We start from the raw sequence: 16,571 nt of genomic DNA, 5'->3' as shown, positions 1-16,571 counted from the left end.
AGCTGGCTTCCATCGGCTAGTGACTAGTGACCAGTGACTAGTGACGGGGTGTGAAAGAGCATTTTTTCACACCCCCTTTTTCCCTTTCACACAATACCAGATCCATACCAGGAACACTGCCGCAATGCCCAGCCAGTGGGCCAGGGTGGCAGGACCCTGTTTGATGAACATATCCTCGTAGCCTTTGAGATACACACCCAGCAGAAGCAGGGGCAGGCCATGGGTCAAATAGGGCTTCCAGAAACCGGGCAGGTTCCGGCCCTGGCCGGCGTTCACCTCCGCCAGGAAATTGTTCCAGCCCCAGCCGTTCTTGCGGGTGCAGAACAGCACGAAAGTCAGGCCGCCCAGGGGCAGCAGGTTGTTACTGACGATGAAGTCTTCCAGGTCCAGCACACCGGTGCCGGGACCCAGGGGCTGGAAGCCGCTCCACACGTTGAAGCCCAGCACGCAGGGGATACTGCCCACAGCAATGAGAACAAACACAATCCAGGCAGCCTTGGGCCGCTCCCAGTCGAACAGTTCCCGGAAGCAGGCGATGATGCTTTCCATGACGGCAATGACCGTGGACAGGGCGGCGAAGGACAGGAAGATGAAGAACAGGCTGCCCCAGATCCGGCCGCCGGGCATCAGGGTGAACAGGTTGGGGATGGTCAGGAAGATCAGGGACGGACCGGCGTCGGGCTGGATGCCGTAGGCAAAGCAGGCGGGGATGATGATGAACCCGCTCATGAGGGCTACGAACGTATCCAGGGCGGTGATGGTTATAGCTTCCCCGGGCAGGCTCCGTTTCTTGTCCATATAGGAGGCAAAGATCATCATGGCTCCGTTGCCGGCACTCAGGGTGAAGAAGGCCTGGCTCATGGCGGCGTAGATCACATTGCCCCAGCCAATCTTTTCAAGAGAAGGGAAGTTGGGAACCAGGTAGAACTCGATGCCCTTTTCCGCGCCGGGCAGGAACACGGAATGGACGGCCAGCACCATCATGAGCAGCAGCAGGGCACTCATCATGACCTTGGTGATCCGTTCGATGCCCTTTTCCAGGCCCATGTAGCAGACTACGAAGCCGATGAGGCAGGACAGGAACGTCCAGAAGCCCATGGTAAGGGGCTGGGCCAGCATCTGCTTGAACGTGGTCTGGATGAAGGCCGGGGACTGGCCCACGAAGGTGCCTTTCAGGTGCAACCAGCAGTATTCCAGCATCCAGCCGGTGACGGTGGTGTAGTACAGCATCAGGATGAGGACCCCGGCAATCCCGATGTATTTCAGATGGGGCCAGCGGCTGCCTTTGGGAGCCAGCACATCGAAGCATCGGGCCACGCTGCGGCGGCCGCCCCGGCCCATGGCGAATTCGCACAACAGCACCGGGATGCCCAGGATCAGCAGGAACAGCAGATACAGCAGGATGAAAGCCGCCCCGCCGTACTGGCCGCACAGATAGGGGAATTTCCACACATTGCCGATGCCGATGGCACAGCCAGCGCTGACCAGGATGAAGCCCAGCCGGGATTGAAAGGAGTCACGTTGGGAAGATGGTTCTGTCATAAAGTTCTACCTCGCTTCTTTGCTACAAATACATATACAATTATGGTTACATACGATACGATTTTACAATATATTCGCATATCTTGCAAATGGAACATAAAAAAGAAGAGCTGTGAAAAAACATTCACAGCTCTTCCTTCTTTTTCCCTGCCGCTGTATAGAAGATGAAGCCCAGGAACAGGGCGGCTACGCACAGCCAGAAAGCCAGGACCTGGGGCCCCTGCTTTACGAACATGTCGTAGTAGCCTTTGATGTAGATAGTGATGATCAAAATAGGCAGTACGTACAGCAGGTAATTCCGCAGAGAGGCGGGCAGGTTGCGGCCTTCTCCATCATTGGCTTCGGCCAGGAAGTTCTGCCAGCCCCAGCCGTTCTTCTTGGTGCAGAACAACACGAAGGCCAGGCTGCCCAGGGGCAGCAGGTTGTTGGAAACGATGAAATCTTCCAGATCCAGCACGGAGGAGCCAGGGCCCAGGGGCTGGAAGCCGCTCCACAGGTTGAAACCCAGCACGCAAGGCACGCTCAGCAGGATGATCAGCACCCCGTTGATGCACACGCTTTTCTTTCGCTCCCAGCCGTACAGGTTCATGCCGAAGGCGATGATGTTCTCGAACACGGCGATGACCGTGGACAGGGCCGCAAAGGACAGGAAGATGAAGAACAGCATGCCCCAGAACCGGCCGCCGGGCATGAGGGTGAACAGGTTGGGGATGGTCAGGAAGATCAAGGACGGACCCGCATCCGGTTTGATGCCGTAGGCGAAGCAGGCGGGGATGATGATGAACCCGGCCATGAGGGCCACAAAGGTATCCAGGGCCGTGATGGTGGACGCTTCGCCGAACAGGCTGCGGCCGTGGGGCAGGTAGGCCCCGAAGATCAGCATGGCGCCGATGCCGATGGACAGCGTGAAGAAAGCCTGGCTCATGGCGGCGTAAATTACGTTGCCCCAGCCCAGTTTGTTCATGGTTCCCCAGTTGGGCACCAGGTAGAATTCGATGCCCTTTTCCGCTCCGTCCAGGAACAGGGAATGGGCAGCCAGGACAATCATGAGCAGCAGCAGGGCGGTCATCATCCATTTGGTGATCCGTTCCACACCGTTCTGGATACCCAGGTAACATACGGCAAAGCCCAGCAGGCAGGTGACCACCATCCAGAACAGCAGCGTGGCCGGGTCCTTCAGCATGGCGCCGAACGTGGCTCCGATGAACTGGGTGGAAGCCCCTACGAATGTGCCCTTGATGTGGAGCCAGCAGTAGTAGAGCATCCAGCCGGTGACCGTGGTGTAATACATCATCAGCATGTAGCAGCCCACGATGCTGATGCCCTTGAACCGGTGCCAGCGGGTGCCCGGAGGTTCCAGGACTTCGAAGCTTCGGGCAGCGCTGCAGCGGCTGCCCCGGCCGATGGCAAATTCACATACCATCACCGGGATGCCCATGATCAGCAGGAAAATCAGATAAATCAGGATGAAGGCGGCTCCGCCGAATTGGCCGCACAGGTACGGGAATTTCCAGACGTTCCCGATGCCGATGGCGCAGCCGGCACTGACCAGGATGAAGCCCAGCCGGGAGCTGAAGGATTCCGTGGAAACAGCTTTCTCAGTCAAAAAAACACCTCATTTCAAAATGTAACAAATCTGTGACTTCTATTGTATTATAGTGTGTAAAAAGTTGCAACAGGACTTTTAACGGACTTTTGGCTGGATCATGGGCGGGGTCTGGGCCTGTACCTTGGGGCCGGTGGGCATGGGTGCCTGGGGCATGGGCTGGTTCTGGGGGTTCTGCTGCTGCATCATCTGGCCCTGTTGTCTGTTCCTGTCCAGGTGCTGTCCCTGGGGCTGATGGGCCTTTTGGGACGGCATTTCCTTCTGGGGACGGTTCTGCTGGGCCCGGCGGAGGGCTTCCTGCTCCATCCGCTGCTGCCGTTCCTGGGCGGCTTTTTTGGCGGCCTGTTTCGTGGAATGCTGGTGCCAGAAAAACAGTCCCAGGCACAGCACTGCCAGGACCACCAGAGCCAAGATCTGGTGGAGAGGAGAGCGGGGGCCGCTATCCCCGTCTTTTTTTCGGAATCCTTCCAACAGGAATTGTTGGATTTTCTTCAGCATATCGTACATCCTTTCTCATATACAGAAATCAAGAGTCTGAGCCTATTGTATCCTTCTCCCGACAAAATTACAATCGGCAGGGATGAAAGCTCTGTGATATAATAGGAAAGCATTGAATTGATTTTGTCTTGAAAAGAAAGGGCAGGAAACCCATGCGGAAAAAATACTTCTTTTTTGATATCGACCAGACCCTGGGCTTGGGCATCACCCGGCAGGTGCCGCCCGATACCCAGTATTGTATCGATGAACTCCAGAGGGAAGGCCATTTCGTAGCCCTGGCTACCGGACGGATCCAGTGTGATGCGGCGGCTTTTGCGGAAAAGCACGGCATCCATTCTCTGGTGGCGGACGGAGGCAACAGCCTTACGGTGGACGGAAAAATCCTGGAGATGGAGGGACTGCCCCTGGCTCCGGCCAAGGCCCTGCTCCGTCAGCTGGAAGACTGGAAACGGCCCTGGTCCGTGGTGCTGGACAACACCCTGGACCGGTACACCCCGTATGAGGACTATCCCCGGGAGGACCCTCACAATTATATGGAAACCAAAGTACAGCCGCTGCCCATCGACGACCTGCCGGCCATCTATAAGATCATGTATGTCCGGGGAAAAAACGGGGAGAGGGAACCGGATCGGCAGGGTCTGCCCCATCTGCCTTTCATCGATGACACCTGGCTGGTGGAGCCGGTGGACAAGGGCGCCGGCATCGAAAAGCTGATGCACCGGCTGGGAGCCGATCCCCACGACGCCGTTGTGTTCGGGGATGGACTCAACGACATCACCATGTTCCGGAAGCCCTTCTTCGGCGTGGCCATGGGCAACGCCCGACCGGTGATCAAGGAGCGGGCTGATTACGTGACGGATGACAACGATAAGGGAGGCATCCTGAACGCCTGCCGGAAGTTCGGGTGGATCACGAAGTAAACACTCCCCCTCCGTAGGGGCTACCCGTCAGGGGAGCCCGACTAACAATTACCTTCCTTTCCGTAGGGGCTACCCGTCAGGGGAGCCCGCAAAGTGAAGAGTGCAGAGAAAAGAGGCAATGAGATGAAGGTTTGGAAAATTACAACGGGGATCCTGCTGATGAGCCAGCTCTCCCTGGGGCTGGCCTGGGCCGATGCCCCTTCCATTGCAGCCATTGTGAAACCTTCCAAAGGGTACGTATGGCGGCTGGATACGAAGAACAAACTGCAACTGCCCCGGAATTACCGGGCAGACGTGGAAAACCGCATGAGCGGCAGTGCTCAGCCTTCCATTTTGGGGCTGTCCTCTCTGGTCCAGGAGCTGGCCCAGCAAGGGGTAAAGCCCAAACAGATCATCCTGGTAGACCTGCGGCAGGAATCCCACGGGTTCGTGAACGGCCAGGCTGTCAGCTGGTACGGGGACAACAACTGGGCCAATGTGGGCAGGACCGGCGATGCCATCCAGAAGGACGAAAACCGCCGGCTGGAGAAGACCCTGGATACAGAGACTTCCTATTACAAACTGGACAAGAATAAGAAACCCCATTTCAAAGGAAAAGAAAATGTGGTGGCAGCCCTGACGGAGCAGCAGGCGGCTGCGTCCTTTGGTCTGGGATATGCCCGGTTTGCCAGTACGGACCATATCTGGCCGGAACCGGAGGAAGTGGATGCGTTCCTGGCCTGGCAGAAGACGCTGCCGGAAGACGCCTGGCTGCATTTCCACTGCCAGGCGGGCAAGGGCCGGACCACGGCTTACATGATCATGCGGGACATCTGGCTGAACGGGCAGAAGGACAGCCTGGAGACCATCTGTGACCGGCAGCATGCCCTGGGCGGCCAGGATGTGCTCCACATGACCCATAAGGAAGCCTGGCGCCAGACCATCGACGACAACAAAGTCTATCGCCTGAAGCAGTTCTATACCTATGTAAAAGGGCTGCAGCAGGGTACCATTACGGGAACGTGGACGGAGTATCTGAAGCAGAATCCGTGAATTAGTGATTATTGGGTAGTGATTAGTGTGAGTGCGATCCGTTCGTAGGGGCTACCCGTCAGGGGAGCCCGTTCCCAGGTCTGAAGGTTTTGTCATTAAAATTTGCATAGCAAATTTTTTCCTTCACCAACCACGAATCACTAGCCACTAACCACAAAAAATAGGGACTGTGACTTTTGTCACAGCCCCTATTTTTTACTTATCTTTTTTCAAAAATCCCGGCGTGGTCAGATACCGGTCGCCGTTATCCGGCAGCAGAACCACCAGGGCCTTACCTTTGTTTTCCGGACGCTGGGCTACTTGTACAGCCGCAGAAAGGGCAGCACCACCGGAAATCCCGATCAGGAACCCTTCCTTGTGGATGAAGTCCCGGGCGGTGGAGTAGGCTTGGTCGGTGGTGGCCGTCAGCACTTCATCGTAGATCTTGGTATCCAGGGTCTTGGGCAGGAAGTTGGTGCCGATGCCCTGGATTTTATGAGGACCGGGTTTGCCCTTGCTCAGCAGGGGAGAATCCGCCGGTTCCAGAGCGATGACCTGTACGGAAGGTTTCTTTTCCTTCAGATATTCACCTACACCGGTCAGGGTACCGCCGGTGCCCACGCCGGCTACGAAGATGTCCACTTCGCCGTTGGTGTCTTCATAGATTTCCGGGCCCGTGGTGGCTTTGTGGGCCGCCGGGTTGGCCGGGTTGTCGAACTGTTCCGGAATGAAGCTGCCGGGGATGGCGGCTGCCAGTTCCTTGGCTTTTTCCACGGAACCGGCGATGCCCTTTGCGGCTTCCGTCAGCACCACTTCCGCACCGTAGGCGGCAATCATGTTCCGCCGTTCGATGGACATGGTTTCCGGCATCACCATGATGGCCCGATAGCCTTTCATGGCAGCTACCGCAGCCAGGCCGATGCCCGTGTTGCCGCTGGTGGGTTCGATGATGGTGCCGCCGGGTTTCAGGGTGCCCCGTTTTTCCGCATCTTCAATCATGGCCTTGGCAATCCGGTCTTTGGCAGAACCAGCCGGGTTGAAGCTTTCCAGTTTCACCAGCAGGCGGGCTGCCAGGTTCTTGTCTGCAGCAAACTTTTTCGGTTCCAGCAGGGGGGTATGGCCAATCAGATCCAGGACACTCGTATATACTTTAGACATCATATTCTCTCCTTTGATATTCACAGATGATGTTGTTGGATGGTTGCAGGCAAATCAAAAGAGAGTCAACATCGCGGACCGAGGGGCCCGTTCCACCATTCTGTCTGCATAAGGAAGCCTCCTCCTGGTTATCGGAAATTCACAGCCCGTTTCAGCGGGACTGCTGTCTGCTGGGCGCGCAGGTCATTGACCTGCCGTTTTAAAATGGCCACCTGTTTTTCCAGGGCCGTAATCTGATCTTCAATGGGGTCGGGCAGCCGGTTGTGGTTCAGATCCACATCCCGTTCACTGTGGGCCGGTGCCACCCGGATGCCCTTGCGGGCCACCACATGGCCGGGGATGCCCACCACGGTGGAGTAGGGAGGGACCTCTTTCAGCACCACACTGCCGGAGCCGATCTTGGCCCCTTCTCCTACGGTGAAGGATCCCAGAACCTTGGCACCGCAGGCCACCACCACATAATCACCGATGGTGGGATGGCGCTTGCCTTTTTCCTTGCCGGTACCGCCCAGGGTCACACCCTGGTAAAGGGTCACGTTGTTGCCGATGATGGTGGTCTCGCCGATGACGATGCCCGTGCCGTGGTCGATGAACAGTCCTTCGCCGATTTGGGCACCGGGATGGATCTCGATACCGGTGAAGAATCTGGACACTGTGGAAATGAGCCGGGCCGTCACGAACCAGGACTTTTCATAGAAGAAATGGGAAAGCCGGTAGGCCCAGATGGCATGGAGACCGGAGTAACACAGGAGCACTTCCAGTGTGTTTTTCACTGCTGGATCCCGTTGTTTGATGACCCGGATGTCATTGCGCATGGATGCGAACATAGCCTATCTCCTCCCTTTTTGGATACAAAAAAAGACCGCCTCCTGACAGAGGCGATCTCTCGCGGTTCCACTCTGATTGCAGCAAAACTTCTGCTGCCACTCATACCGGTAACGGCGGCTACCCGTAAAGCCCTACTTCAGGTTCGGACTTTCTGCTCCCAAAGGCATTCCCGCTTCTCAAGCTTCAGCGCAAACTTTCAGCCGGTGATTCGCGCTCTCTGTGCCACTTTTTGAAGGGTACTTGTTTTGGTCATTGCATTTTCGTTTTGAATATGGCTGTATTGTATTATTTTCGAATACACTTGTCAAGTATTATTTTATTAAAAATTTTTACAGGGTCCCCGTTGCAGCCTCTTACGGGAAAATGGTATGATATTCTTTACTGAAATGAAAGAAGGCAGAAAGTAATGGAGAAGGATCAGGGGAGAAACTCCTCAAAGAACCATAAAAAGTACGGCCTGCTGCTGATGGTGTGTGTCCTGGTGTTCCTGGGCGTGCTGCTCACCGGTTGTTTTGCCCTGGGGTACCATGGAGTGGGAGCTCCGGGACCTACCGTGCCGGTGAAGACAGAGGCACCGAAAGAGCCGCAGACACCCCCGGAAAAACAGCAGTCACCGGTGGAAAGCCTGCAGCAGCCTAAAGAAGACCAGAAAGAGACGGCCCAGCCGGCTGCGCAGCAGCCCCTGGAGCCCGGGAAGAAGTATTCCATCCTGGTGGATAAGAGTGAGCACAAACTGTATCTGAAAGACGGGGATGCGGTGGTACGAACCTGGGGCTGCGCCATCGGAAAAGGAGGCCTGGGCCAGAAGGAACGCCGGGGTGATAATATGACCCCCACCGGGACCTTTACCATTGATGAAATCGATGATGCCTCCGGATGGAGCCATGATTTCGGTGACGGCAACGGCGAGATTCAGGGAGCCTATGGCCCCTGGTTCCTGAGCTTGGATACGGAAGAACTGAGTCAGGGCAACTGGGACGGCATTGGAATCCACGGCACCCATGATCCGGCTTCCATCGGCACCGATGCCTCGGAAGGATGTGTCCGTCTGGATAATACAAATCTGCAGCAATTGAAACAAGTTGCTTATATAGGCATGCCTGTGACCATTCAGGACTGATACCAAATACGCTTTGTAATAATCATTCCAGAAAACACAAAAATCAGCGTCATATCAAGCTTTTTTAACATAAAAAGAGTTGACAAAATAAATACAAACCTGTATATTAAATATAGTAATTATTATTAAAAAGACATATCCACAAAAAAGATAAGAAGGAGGTGTTGGATACGTTAACTGCAGGAGAATTGGCCCAACTGCTCCGGGACAATGGCTGTAAGGTTACACCCCAGAGACTGGCCGTATACGATATGCTGGCCCATACCACGGAACATCCCACCGCAGAAATGATCTATAACAAGGTGAAGGAGAAATACCCCACCATGAGTTTCGCTACGGTGTACAAATCCGTGGAAATCTTCAGCAAGCTGCACATCATCCAGGTGCTGAACACCGGGGAAGACAGTTTTCGCTATGACGCCAATGTGATGGAGCATCCTCACATCCGCTGCATGAAATGCGGCAAGGTGTGCGATGTACCCCATCTGGATGCCAAAGCCATCGAAAGCCTGGTGGCAGCGGAAACCGGGTTCACTGTCCAGGGCCATCAGTTCTATTTCTATGGTCTGTGCCCGGATTGTCAGCCCAAAAAAAACTGAAGCCGAAACAAAATGCCGGACTCGCAAGAGTTCGGTATTTTTTTACATTTCTTTCCTTGTTTTTGCTATAATGATAAGTATAATAGCGGGGAGAAGGATTGCCCCGACATTTTTGTATAGAACGGTGTTTGTATGACTTTGACGAATTTTGCTGTTGCGGTACTGGCCAGCGGAAGCCGGGGCAATTCTACCCTGATCCAATGCGGACAGACCGCTATATTGATCGATGCGGGGATTTCCTGTCGGCGGATCGTCCAGGGACTCCGGGCCTGCGGCCTGGAGCCGGAAGCCCTCAGCGGGATTTTCCTGACCCATGAACACAAGGACCATGTGGCCGGTCTGGATGTGTTTGCCAGACACTACAGCCAGATCCCCATCTTTGCCAATGAACGGACCTGGGCCCAGCTTCCGGTACGGCGGCGGCTGCCCCGTACCCAGGTGCGGGTGATTCCCCGGAGCTGTACCCTGGGCAGCCTGCAAATCAAGTCCTTCCGGATCCCCCATGATGCAGCGGATCCGGTGGGCTACGAGATCTTCAGCGGGGATGAGAAGTGTACCTACCTGACAGACTGCGGGACCATCACCAAAACAGTGGAGCAGGCGGCGGAAGGGGCTGATGTAATGGTCCTGGAAGCCAATCACGATGAGACCATGCTGCGGAACGGACCCTATCCCATCGCCCTCCAGCGGCGGATCATGGGAGAGGACGGGCATCTGTCCAACAAGACAGCCGGTCAGTTCCTGGCTTCTCTGGAGTCGCCCCCACGGGAAGTGTTCCTGGCCCATCTCAGTGAAAAGAACAATACGCCGGATCGGGCCTATCAGACCGTGAAGGATGCCCTGGAGGGGGCTTCCAGGATCCGGAAGATTCAACTCTATGTGGCCAGCCAGCAGACGCTGGTCAGCAACGTGTGGTAAAAAGGAGAACCATCATGAGATACGATATCAAGAAGAAAACAGCAGGAATCCTGCTGGCCCTGTCTGTAAGCACCAGCATCCTGGCCGCGGGCTGCGGTGCCGCCGGCAGCAAGAGTGCTGCCAACAAGGCGGAGACCAAACCGGCCGTAAACCAGGCGGAACAGATCAAGCAGAAGGAAGCCAAACTCAGTTCCGCCCGCAATACTCCCATTGTCCAGGCCGCCAAGAAGGTGGGGCCTGCCGTGGTCGGTATCACCAACAAAGCGCTGGTACGGGATTATTTCAACCGGACCCAGCTGGTGGAACAGGGCAGCGGCTCTGGGGTGATTTACAGCAAGGATGGCCTGATTGCCACCAACAACCATGTGGTGGCCGGGGCCCAGGAAATCGTGGTGAGCCTGCCGGACGGCAAGACCTACAATGGGAAAGTGCTGGGTACGGATCCCACCACGGATCTGGCTGTGGTGAAAATCGAGGCCAATGAAGATCTGCCTGTGGCTGAATTCGGAGATTCCGATTCCCTGATGGTGGGCGAACCGGCCATTGCCATCGGCAACCCCCTGGGGATGGAATTCCGGGGCAGTGTGACGGCGGGCGTGATCAGTGCTCTGAATCGGAGCCTGGATATGGGCGAACGGCGATTCAAGCTGATCCAGACCGATGCGGCCATCAACCCCGGGAATTCCGGCGGTGCCCTGGTCAATGCAGATGGTCAGGTCATCGGCATCAACAGTGCCAAGATCGCTGCCTCCGGGGTGGAAGGCATCGGCTTTGCCATCCCCATCAACGAAGCGAAACCCATCCTGCAGGAACTGGCCACCAAAGGCCGGGTGGTCCGTCCGTATCTGGGGGTGAGCCTGCTGGACAAGAACCTGGCCCAGCGGCTGGGCTTTGACCTGGATCTGAGAGGAGGGCTGTTTGTTGTAAAGTTGTTTCAAAACGGCCCTGCATATCGTGGTGGAATCCGTCCAAACGATATTATCGTTAAGTTCAACGGTACTGCGGTGGATTCTGTAGCCGACCTGCGGGATGCACTGGGCAAGTGCCAGGTGGGTGAACAGGTTCCTGTGACCATCCTGAGAGGGGACGAAGAAGTGACCAAAACGGTGACGCTGACCGAGATGCCTCAGCAGAGCAGCCAGCAATGATTAGGATCACCATTGCCTGCGTGGGCAAACTGAAGGAAAAATACCTGCGGGACGCGGAAGCGGAATTTACCAAGAGACTGGGGGCTTACTGCCAGCTGGAGACCCGGTGCATCAATGAGGAGAAGATGCCCGACAATGCTTCACCGGCAGAGGAGAACCAGATCCTGGCCCGGGAAACGGAACGGGTGCTGAAGCTGATCCCGGAACACAGCTATGTGGTGCTGCTGGATCTGAAGGGAAAGGAAATCTCTTCCCCGGAACTGGCCGGGAAACTGGGCCAGTGGATGGTGGAGGGAGTGAGCCACCTGACCTTTGTGATCGGTGGTCCTTTCGGATATACGGATGACCTGCGGAAGCGTGCGGACTTCCGCTGGAAATTCTCACCGCTGACATTTACCCACCAGATGATCCGGATCCTGCTGCTGGAGCAGATCTATCGGGGGGTCAAGATCCTGCGGAAAGAGAAGTATCATCATTGAGGGGATACGTGGTTAGTGGGTAGTGAGTAGAGACTGGGTCGCGCATGCGGCCTGCAAGGGGGAGAAAATCATGGAAAAAGCAAAGGTATATTTTACGGATTTCCGGTGTCCGGTGGGGACCAGCCTGCTGGATAAATTCAAACGGCTGTGCAAACGGGCCGGACTGGAAAGCATGGAACTGGAAGGCAAATATGTGGCCATCAAGATGCATTTCGGGGAATTGGGCAATCTGGCCACCATCCGGCCCCAGTATGTGAAAGCCCTGGCAGACCTGATCAAGGCCAGGGGCGGGAAGCCCTTCCTGACAGATTGCAATACCCTGTATCCGGGCAGCCGGAAGAACGCTCTGGACCACCTGGAATGTGCGGCCCTGAACGGGTACAATCCCACCACCACTGGCTGCCAGATCCTCATCGGCGACGGGTTGAAGGGGACCGATGAAGTGGAAGTTCCGGTGCCGAACGGAGAATATATCAAGAACGCAAAAATCGGACGGGCGGTGATGGATGCCGACGTGTTCATCAGCCTGGCCCATTTCAAGGGCCATGAAGCCACCGGTTTCGGCGGTGCCCTGAAAAATATCGGCATGGGCTGTGGCAGCCGGGCAGGCAAGATGGAACAGCATTCCTCCGGCAAGCCAAAAGTGAATGAGGAACTGTGCCGGGGCTGCCAGCGCTGTGCCTCCGAATGTGGCTCTGATGCCATCTATTACCAGAACCACAAGGCCCATATCGATGAGGAAAAATGCGCCGGCTGCGGCCGCTGCATCGGGGCCTGTGCTTTTGATGCCATCGAGACGGTACAGTGGGATGCCAACGAGCTGCTGGACAGGAAAATGGCGGAATATGCCCTGGCTGTGATCCATGGCCGGCCCAGTTTCCACATCAATATGGTCATGGACATTTCTCCCAATTGTGACTGTCACGGAGAAAACGATGCGCCCATCCTGCCCAATATCGGTATGTTTGACTCCTTTGACCCGGTGGCCCTGGATCAGGCCTGTGCCGATGCCTGCCAGAAAGCCCAGCCCCTGCCCAACAGCCAGTTGTCCGACCATCTGGCGGAAAAGGGCTGGCAGTGCCACCACGACCATTTCCTGGACAGCAATCCCCGGGTGGACTGGGAAACCACCCTGGTACACGGGGAAAAGATCGGGATCGGGACAAGAGAGTATGAATTGGTTACTTTGAAATAACGGATAACGGAGGCGCAGCAGCCTGGTCACTGGATGATAGCACCAAAGGGGGTGGAACAGATGGCACTTTATGCGTTGGGAGATCTCCATCTGGCCTTTCAGCGGCCCGACAAGAGCATGGACGCCATGGGGCCCGTCTGGGTCCGCCACGAAGAAAAAGTCTGGAAAAACTGCCAGGAACTGGTTAAACCGGAGGATACCCTGGTGCTCCTGGGGGACCACTCCTGGGGCCGGAAGCTGCCTCAGTGTCAGAAAGACCTGGAGTTCATCGCTGCCCTGCCCGGCCGGAAGATCCTCCTGCGGGGCAACCATGATATGTTCTGGGAGGCCCAGAAGACGGAGGCCTTGAACGAACGGTATGCCGGGAAACTGTTCTTCCTGCAGAACAATTTTGCCACCTATGGGGACTACGCCCTGGTGGGGACCAAGGGTTTCACCTTCGAGGGACCGTTTTTGATCAACCGGTTCACCGGCGAGGTCCTCAGCTGGGACGAAGAGGCGGAGAAACATGCCCGGAAACTGGTGAATCGGGAAGCCCGGCGGCTGGAAGAATCCTTTGAAAAAGCCAAAGCGGCCGGGTACAGGAAATTCATCATGTTCCTCCACTATCCGCCCACCAGCATCCTGGAGGAAGACAGCGTCTTCACCCGCATGGCAGAGCAGTATGGGGCCCGGCAGGTGATCTATGCCCACTGCCATGGAGAGAATACCTTTGATGACAGTTACAGAGGGGAGTACAATGGAGTGTACTACCGGCTGGTATCAGGGGATTATGTGGATTTCGTGCCCCAGAAAATCCTGGACTGAAAAAATTTCAACTTTTTTTGAAAAAGGGGTTGCAATTTATGGGATTCCCGGTTATACTATAGAAGTGCTCTCGAGAGAAGCAAGAAACAAAAAAGCAATCGAGAGAGATTACTCCGGGATGGTGTAATGGTAGCACAGGAGATTCTGGATCTTCTAGTCTGGGTTCGAGCCCTAGTCCCGGAGCCATTTTTTTATCTTGGCGCCATGGTCAAGCGGCTAAGACGTCGCCCTCTCAAGGCGAAATCACGAGTTCGATTCTCGTTGGCGCTACCAAGGTTTATACGTAGGAGTCCCCTGCGGGCCATATACTCGTGAGGAAGATACTGCATCATATAGGAAAGGGCTGTCGCTTGTGCGGCAGCCCTTTTTTGTGTTCTTTTGAAAACCACGCCATAGTGGCGTGGTTCCGGAAAGCTTATAGCTATGAAAAAAACTCCCAATGTAGTACGATGCAATTGACCTGTCAGTCATGCAAAGTAAAACATTAGGAGGTGCACTACAATGCCAAGTGGGCAAAGTAATGTTAACTATAGCTTAGCACACACAAGATGGAATTGTAAGTATCATATTGTGTTTGCTCCAAAGTATCGGAGAAAAGTTTTCTATGAAGAAAAAAGGTTGGCGATCAGAGAAATCTTACGACAACTTTGCTCATGGAAAGGGGTAGAGATTATCGAAGGAGAAATCTGTCCTGACCATGTGCATCTGTTAGTAAGTATCCCGCCCAAAATTAGCGTTTCGGGATTCATGGGATACCTGAAAGGCAAAAGCAGTCTCATGATTTTCCAGAAGTTTGGAAATATGAAATTTGCTTACCGAAATCGCGAATTTTGGTGCAAGGGATACTATGTCGATACTGTCGGCAAAAATACTGTGGCAATTAAAAATTATATTGCCAATCAGCTGAAGCAGGATAGGGTAGCGGATCAGTTAAGTATCTTCGACCCCAGGGACCCGTTTACGGGTAGCAAGTAATCCTGTGCGTGGCTGACAGGCCAATTTTTTAACGTACTTGTACGTTGCCAGTAGTATTAGGGCTATGCCCGAAAAGGAAAAACCACCCGCTATGCGGGTGGATGATTATTTGGTAAACAGCCGGTCTCGTCCTGTCCCGGCTGGCTGGACAGAAAAAGGAGGAACTGCTGATGAGAAAGGGAAAACTGCTGGGCATCCTGCTGGTGGCCCTGGTTCCCGTCTGCCTGATGGCCCTGGTCACCGGTCAGGTGCCAGTGTCCCTGCCCCATCTCCTGACCGGCGGCCTGACGCCCCTGGAGCAGAATGTGGTATGGAACCTGCGCCTGCCCCGGCTGCTGCTGGGCCTGGGCACGGGAGCGGCCCTGGCGGCTTCCGGGGCAGCTCTCCAGGGGCTTTTCGGCAATCCCCTGGCGGATCCGGGCATCCTGGGGGTGTCCGGCGGGGCTTCCCTGGGAGCGGTGATCCTGCTGCTCACCGGGCTGCCGGCCCGGCAGTACCTGTTCCTGCCTCTAGGGGCTTTTGCCGGGGCGGCGCTGGCTTCCCTGCTGGTGGGGATCCTGGGCCGGAGTGAGAACGACAGGGAACCGGTCAGGCTGCTCCTGGCCGGGGTGGCTGTCAGCCTGTTCTGCGGAGCCCTGACGGCAGGTCTTTTGAGTTTTGCTCCGGACGCCATCATGCGCCAGTACTTTTTCTGGACCCTGGGGAACCTGGGGGTGGGAACCTGGCAGCAGGCGGCGGTGCTGCTGCCCCTGCTGCTGGTTGTGCTCCTGGTCCTCTGCCTGTGGGGACGTCCGCTGAACTTGCTGAGCCTGGGGGAGGAACAGGCCCTGGCTCTGGGCCTGGATGCGCCCCGGTGGCGGAAACAGGTGCTGGGCTGGGTCTCCCTGCTCATGGGACTGGCCGTATGTGCCGGCGGGAATATTGGCTTCGTGGGCCTGATCATTCCCCATATGCTGCGGCTCCTGACGGGACCCGATCACCGGAGCCTGCTGCCTCTCAGCGCCCTGGGCGGGGCTCTGTTCCTGGTGCTGTGCGACAGCCTGGGCCGGGCCCTGCTGCCCGGGGGTGAAATCCGGGTGGGAATCGTCACGGCCCTGTTCGGGGCCCCCTATTTCCTGTGGCTGCTGCGCCGTCGGGGTTGACAGCTTTTCGTATAATGGAAATAGAAGAACCTGTAAGGAGCGTGATAGCAATGCGGAAAGATTTTGGCGCCAGACCGGTGACCTATCCTCAGCCGGTGTATATGATCGGGACCTATGATGAAAACGGGGTACCGGATGTGATGAATGCAGCCTGGGGCGGCATCAGCAATGATACGGAGATTTCCTTCTGCCTGGCCCGGACCCACAAAACCGTAGCCAACCTGAAGAAAACCGGGGCTTTTACGGTCAGCATGGCTACGGAGGCCCAGCTGGCCGCCTGTGATTATGTGGGCATGGTATCCGGCAACAAGGTGCCGGACAAAGTGGCCAGGGCCGGGTTCCATGTGGAAAAATCCAGCCGGGTGGATGCCCCCATCATCACAGAGCTGCCCATGGTGCTGGAATGCAGGGTGAAGAGCTATGATGAAGAAAACGAACGGCTGGTGGGTGAAATCGTGAATGTAAGCGCTGATGAAAGCGTACTCACCGAGGGAAAGGTGGATCCGGCCAAGCTGCGTCCCCTGGTGTTCGATGCCATGAACCATACCTACCTGGTGGCCACCAGGACGGTGGGCAAGGCCTTTGCCCATCCGGAAGCGCCGGGAAAAGAATAAGTTGTAAAAAC

17 protein-coding genes, 2 tRNA genes and 1 other annotated feature are annotated in these 16,571 nt (G+C 55.9%); of the genes, 14 read left to right on the top strand and 5 right to left on the bottom strand.

Annotated features, from left to right (window positions below; all coding sequences use genetic code 11):
* Nucleotides 1-66 precede the first annotated feature (66 nt).
* The 3 genes from BQ5462_RS02415 to BQ5462_RS02405 all read right to left on the bottom strand — a co-directional run bounded on the left by BQ5462_RS02415 (nt 67) and on the right by BQ5462_RS02405 (nt 3,646).
* Complete coding sequence (locus tag BQ5462_RS02415; protein ID WP_071141856.1) at nt 67-1,542, bottom strand: sodium-dependent transporter; 1,476 nt, start codon at nt 1,540-1,542, stop codon at nt 67-69.
* 124 nt (nt 1,543-1,666) lie between these two features.
* A complete protein-coding gene (locus BQ5462_RS02410) occupies nt 1,667-3,148 on the bottom strand; it encodes a sodium-dependent transporter (RefSeq protein WP_071141855.1) in 1,482 nt (493 codons plus the stop codon).
* Between the two features lie 78 nt (nt 3,149-3,226).
* Complete coding sequence (locus BQ5462_RS02405) at nt 3,227-3,646, bottom strand: hypothetical protein (protein WP_071141854.1); 420 nt, start codon at nt 3,644-3,646, stop codon at nt 3,227-3,229.
* A 152-nt stretch (nt 3,647-3,798) separates the two neighbouring features.
* On the opposite strand from BQ5462_RS02405, the gene BQ5462_RS02400 reads away from it, so the two are divergent.
* Together BQ5462_RS02400 and BQ5462_RS02395 are read left to right on the top strand one after the other, a co-directional pair.
* A complete protein-coding gene (locus tag BQ5462_RS02400; RefSeq protein ID WP_071141853.1) occupies nt 3,799-4,566 on the top strand; it encodes an HAD family hydrolase in 768 nt (255 codons plus the stop codon).
* A gap of 123 nt (nt 4,567-4,689) precedes the next feature.
* Nucleotides 4,690-5,598 (top strand): protein-tyrosine phosphatase family protein, encoded by a 909-nt coding sequence (locus tag BQ5462_RS02395; protein WP_071141852.1) that lies wholly within the window; start codon nt 4,690-4,692, stop codon nt 5,596-5,598.
* Nucleotides 5,599-5,793: 195 nt separating this feature from the next.
* On the opposite strand, the gene cysK is transcribed toward BQ5462_RS02395, so the two are convergent.
* Complete coding sequence (gene cysK, locus BQ5462_RS02390) at nt 5,794-6,735, bottom strand: cysteine synthase A (RefSeq protein ID WP_071141851.1); 942 nt, start codon at nt 6,733-6,735, stop codon at nt 5,794-5,796.
* Nucleotides 6,736-6,863: 128 nt separating this feature from the next.
* Complete coding sequence (cysE, locus tag BQ5462_RS02385; protein ID WP_071141850.1) at nt 6,864-7,562, bottom strand: serine O-acetyltransferase; 699 nt, start codon at nt 7,560-7,562, stop codon at nt 6,864-6,866.
* 44 nt (nt 7,563-7,606) lie between these two features.
* Nucleotides 7,607-7,825: a binding site (T-box leader), on the bottom strand.
* A 144-nt stretch (nt 7,826-7,969) separates the two neighbouring features.
* Between cysE and BQ5462_RS02380 the strand changes: the two genes are divergently transcribed.
* The 12 genes from BQ5462_RS02380 to BQ5462_RS02325 all read left to right on the top strand — a co-directional run bounded on the left by BQ5462_RS02380 (nt 7,970) and on the right by BQ5462_RS02325 (nt 16,560).
* Nucleotides 7,970-8,683 carry a L,D-transpeptidase gene (locus BQ5462_RS02380; RefSeq protein ID WP_071141849.1) on the top strand — a complete coding sequence of 238 codons (714 nt, stop codon included), beginning with the start codon at nt 7,970-7,972 and terminating at the stop codon, nt 8,681-8,683.
* A 164-nt stretch (nt 8,684-8,847) separates the two neighbouring features.
* A complete protein-coding gene (locus BQ5462_RS02375; protein WP_071141848.1) occupies nt 8,848-9,282 on the top strand; it encodes a transcriptional regulator PerR in 435 nt (144 codons plus the stop codon).
* A 132-nt stretch (nt 9,283-9,414) separates the two neighbouring features.
* Nucleotides 9,415-10,200, top strand: a complete 786-nt coding sequence (locus BQ5462_RS02370) for an MBL fold metallo-hydrolase (RefSeq protein ID WP_071141847.1) — start codon at nt 9,415-9,417, stop codon at nt 10,198-10,200.
* Nucleotides 10,201-10,214: 14 nt separating this feature from the next.
* Entirely contained in the window at nt 10,215-11,348 is a 1,134-nt protein-coding gene (locus tag BQ5462_RS02365; protein ID WP_071141846.1) for a S1C family serine protease, read from the top strand.
* Entirely contained in the window at nt 11,345-11,827 is a 483-nt protein-coding gene (gene rlmH / locus BQ5462_RS02360; protein WP_071141845.1) for a 23S rRNA (pseudouridine(1915)-N(3))-methyltransferase RlmH, read from the top strand. The genes BQ5462_RS02365 and rlmH overlap by 4 nt, the downstream gene beginning before the upstream one ends.
* Nucleotides 11,828-11,897: 70 nt before the next feature.
* Nucleotides 11,898-13,022, top strand: coding sequence for a DUF362 domain-containing protein (locus BQ5462_RS02355; RefSeq protein WP_071141844.1), 1,125 nt, complete (start codon nt 11,898-11,900; stop codon nt 13,020-13,022).
* Nucleotides 13,023-13,082: 60 nt separating this feature from the next.
* Complete coding sequence (locus tag BQ5462_RS02350) at nt 13,083-13,829, top strand: metallophosphoesterase (RefSeq protein ID WP_071141843.1); 747 nt, start codon at nt 13,083-13,085, stop codon at nt 13,827-13,829.
* Nucleotides 13,830-13,941: 112 nt separating this feature from the next.
* A tRNA-Gln gene (locus BQ5462_RS02345) sits at nt 13,942-14,015 on the top strand.
* A gap of 12 nt (nt 14,016-14,027) precedes the next feature.
* Nucleotides 14,028-14,102, top strand: a tRNA-Glu gene (locus BQ5462_RS02340).
* A 228-nt stretch (nt 14,103-14,330) separates the two neighbouring features.
* Complete coding sequence (gene tnpA, locus BQ5462_RS02335) at nt 14,331-14,804, top strand: IS200/IS605 family transposase (protein ID WP_071141842.1); 474 nt, start codon at nt 14,331-14,333, stop codon at nt 14,802-14,804.
* 170 nt (nt 14,805-14,974) lie between these two features.
* The gene (locus BQ5462_RS02330; RefSeq protein ID WP_071141841.1) at nt 14,975-15,946 is read left to right on the top strand and encodes a FecCD family ABC transporter permease; all 972 of its coding nucleotides are present in this window, start codon (nt 14,975-14,977) and stop codon (nt 15,944-15,946) included.
* A 50-nt stretch (nt 15,947-15,996) separates the two neighbouring features.
* Nucleotides 15,997-16,560: a flavin reductase family protein gene (locus BQ5462_RS02325; RefSeq protein WP_071141840.1), complete on the top strand. Its 564-nt coding sequence runs from the start codon at nt 15,997-15,999 to the stop codon at nt 16,558-16,560.
* Nucleotides 16,561-16,571: the final 11 nt, after the last annotated feature.

It is taken from the genome of Acidaminococcus timonensis (assembly GCF_900106585.1).
GTDB classification, from domain to species: domain Bacteria; phylum Bacillota; class Negativicutes; order Acidaminococcales; family Acidaminococcaceae; genus Acidaminococcus; species Acidaminococcus timonensis.
The sequence above is the reverse complement of the archived record's forward strand: the minus strand, read 5'-3'. Positions and strand labels throughout refer to the sequence as shown.

Coding starts and splice junctions, on each gene's coding strand:
- BQ5462_RS02405 (WP_071141854.1), bottom strand. CDS start 3,646: ATGCTGAAGAAAATCCAACAATTCCTGTTGGAAGGATTCCGAAAAAAA.
- cysK (WP_071141851.1), bottom strand. CDS start 6,735: ATGTCTAAAGTATATACGAGTGTCCTGGATCTGATTGGCCATACCCCC.
- BQ5462_RS02380 (WP_071141849.1), top strand. CDS start 7,970: ATGGAGAAGGATCAGGGGAGAAACTCCTCAAAGAACCATAAAAAGTAC.
- BQ5462_RS02350 (WP_071141843.1), top strand. CDS start 13,083: ATGGCACTTTATGCGTTGGGAGATCTCCATCTGGCCTTTCAGCGGCCC.
- BQ5462_RS02400 (WP_071141853.1), top strand. CDS start 3,799: ATGCGGAAAAAATACTTCTTTTTTGATATCGACCAGACCCTGGGCTTG.
- BQ5462_RS02330 (WP_071141841.1), top strand. CDS start 14,975: ATGAGAAAGGGAAAACTGCTGGGCATCCTGCTGGTGGCCCTGGTTCCC.
- cysE (WP_071141850.1), bottom strand. CDS start 7,562: ATGTTCGCATCCATGCGCAATGACATCCGGGTCATCAAACAACGGGAT.
- BQ5462_RS02415 (WP_071141856.1), bottom strand. CDS start 1,542: ATGACAGAACCATCTTCCCAACGTGACTCCTTTCAATCCCGGCTGGGC.
- BQ5462_RS02395 (WP_071141852.1), top strand. CDS start 4,690: ATGAAGGTTTGGAAAATTACAACGGGGATCCTGCTGATGAGCCAGCTC.
- BQ5462_RS02355 (WP_071141844.1), top strand. CDS start 11,898: ATGGAAAAAGCAAAGGTATATTTTACGGATTTCCGGTGTCCGGTGGGG.
- BQ5462_RS02370 (WP_071141847.1), top strand. CDS start 9,415: ATGACTTTGACGAATTTTGCTGTTGCGGTACTGGCCAGCGGAAGCCGG.
- BQ5462_RS02325 (WP_071141840.1), top strand. CDS start 15,997: ATGCGGAAAGATTTTGGCGCCAGACCGGTGACCTATCCTCAGCCGGTG.
- tnpA (WP_071141842.1), top strand. CDS start 14,331: ATGCCAAGTGGGCAAAGTAATGTTAACTATAGCTTAGCACACACAAGA.
- BQ5462_RS02365 (WP_071141846.1), top strand. CDS start 10,215: ATGAGATACGATATCAAGAAGAAAACAGCAGGAATCCTGCTGGCCCTG.
- rlmH (WP_071141845.1), top strand. CDS start 11,345: ATGATTAGGATCACCATTGCCTGCGTGGGCAAACTGAAGGAAAAATAC.